This is a genomic window from Mesorhizobium sp. M2A.F.Ca.ET.039.01.1.1 (assembly GCF_003998035.1).
GTDB lineage: Bacteria > Pseudomonadota > Alphaproteobacteria > Rhizobiales > Rhizobiaceae > Mesorhizobium.
In genome coordinates this window covers 1-1,403 of record NZ_RZRY01001132.1, presented here as the reverse complement: position 1 = coordinate 1,403, position 1,403 = coordinate 1, and the positions used below count along the sequence as shown (strand labels likewise).

The 1,403-nt window shown below is 66.9% G+C and carries 3 protein-coding genes; all 3 read right to left on the bottom strand.

The features are described from left to right. The coding region (locus EOA24_RS37905) for a tripartite tricarboxylate transporter permease (RefSeq protein WP_189354594.1) at positions 1-325 on the bottom strand (325 nt) is incomplete at its 3' end. A 4-nt stretch (positions 326-329) separates the two neighbouring features. After that, positions 330-866 carry a tripartite tricarboxylate transporter TctB family protein gene (locus EOA24_RS37900; RefSeq protein WP_126081216.1) on the bottom strand — a complete coding sequence of 179 codons (537 nt, stop codon included), beginning with the start codon at positions 864-866 and terminating at the stop codon, positions 330-332. A gap of 108 nt (positions 867-974) precedes the next feature. Beyond that, positions 975-1,403: tripartite tricarboxylate transporter substrate-binding protein (locus tag EOA24_RS37895; RefSeq protein ID WP_281059935.1), on the bottom strand; the 429-nt coding region annotated here is incomplete at its 5' end.

Below are 1,403 nucleotides of genomic sequence, written 5' to 3'. Positions count from 1 at the left end.
CCGCCCGGCCGCGCCCCGAACGCGCCATGCGGTTGCCCTCGAGCGCGGTGACGATCGTGGCGCTTTCGCCAGGCGTGTTGAGCAGGATCGACGTCGTCGAGCCGCCATACATCGCGCCGTAATAGATGCCGGCAAACAAAATGAACGAGGCCTCCGGCGCCACCTGGTAGGTGATCGGCAACAAGAGCGCGATGGTCAGCGCCGGCCCGAGCCCGGGCAGCACGCCGATCGCCGTTCCGAGCGTCGTGCCGACAAGGCACCATAACAGGTTGGTCGGCGTGAAGGCGACAGCGAACCCGTGCGCGAGATGGCTGAGCGTGTCCATGATCTCAGCCCCCCTTGCCGCCGAGCATGGCGCCCATCAGCGCGTTGAGCTGGTTCTCGATCAGGCCGGCACCGATGTTGACGCCGAGCGCCTTGGCGAAGCCGAAATAGGCGGCAAGCGCCAGCACGAGGCCGAGCAGCGCGTCACGCAGCGGGTGCCGGCTGCCGAAGCCGAAACAGACCAGCACGAACATGATGACCGAGGCCGCGGTGAAGCCGAGCGGCTGGATGAGCACGAGGTTGGCAACGAGACCCGCCGCCACGAGGCCCATCGCCTTCCAATCGGTCGGCGTTTCCTTTTCCTCCTCCGGCTGCCAGCCGCCGCGAATGGCGGCGAGGATGAGCAGCAGCGACAGCAAGATCATCCCGGCCATGGTGATATAGGGGAAGACCGTCGGGCCGACCTTGGAGTAGAGCGGCGAGACCGGGATCGCCAGCGTCTGCCAGGCGACGGCGCCGGCGCAGGCGAGAAGCCCGACGCCGATCAGTAATTCAGGTAAGGCAAGACCCGGCGGTGACGCCTGATGGTCGCTGGTGCTCATGATCTCCTCGCCGGATGGCCGGCACGCGGCTGCCGGCATCGCCGCAGTCCATTTCCTGCTTGCATGCTGTCACGGAGGCGGTGCCGCCTCCGTGATCCGGTGGACGCCTCAGGCGAGACCGAGATCCTTCAAAATGGCGCCGATGCGGGCGGTGTCCTCGGTGACGAACTTGGCGTAGTCGTCGCCAGTGAGCAGGATCGGCGTCCAGTTGCGGTTCTTGCACTCTGTCGCCCAGGCGTCGCTCTTGGCCATGGTCTCGATCAGCTTGATCATCGCCGCCTTGTCGTCGTCGGACACGCCGGGCGGCGCGAAGACGCCGCGCCAGTTGAACAGCTCGACATCGAAACCGGCCTCCTTCAGCGTCGGCGCATCGATGCCGTCCTGGCGCTTGTCGGCCGAGATGGCGAGCAGCCGGAGCGCGCCGGCCTTGATCTGCTCGGAGAATTCGCCGTAGCCGGAAATGCCGGCCGCGACCTGGTTGCCGAGCAGCGCCGACAGCGCCTCGCCGCCACCGGCGAACGGCACATAGGAGAGGTT

Bases quoted from the DNA above. Each gene is read 5' to 3' on its own strand.
- EOA24_RS37900 (WP_126081216.1), bottom strand. From the start codon at position 866: ATGAGCACCAGCGACCATCAGGCGTCACCGCCGGGTCTTGCCTTACCT.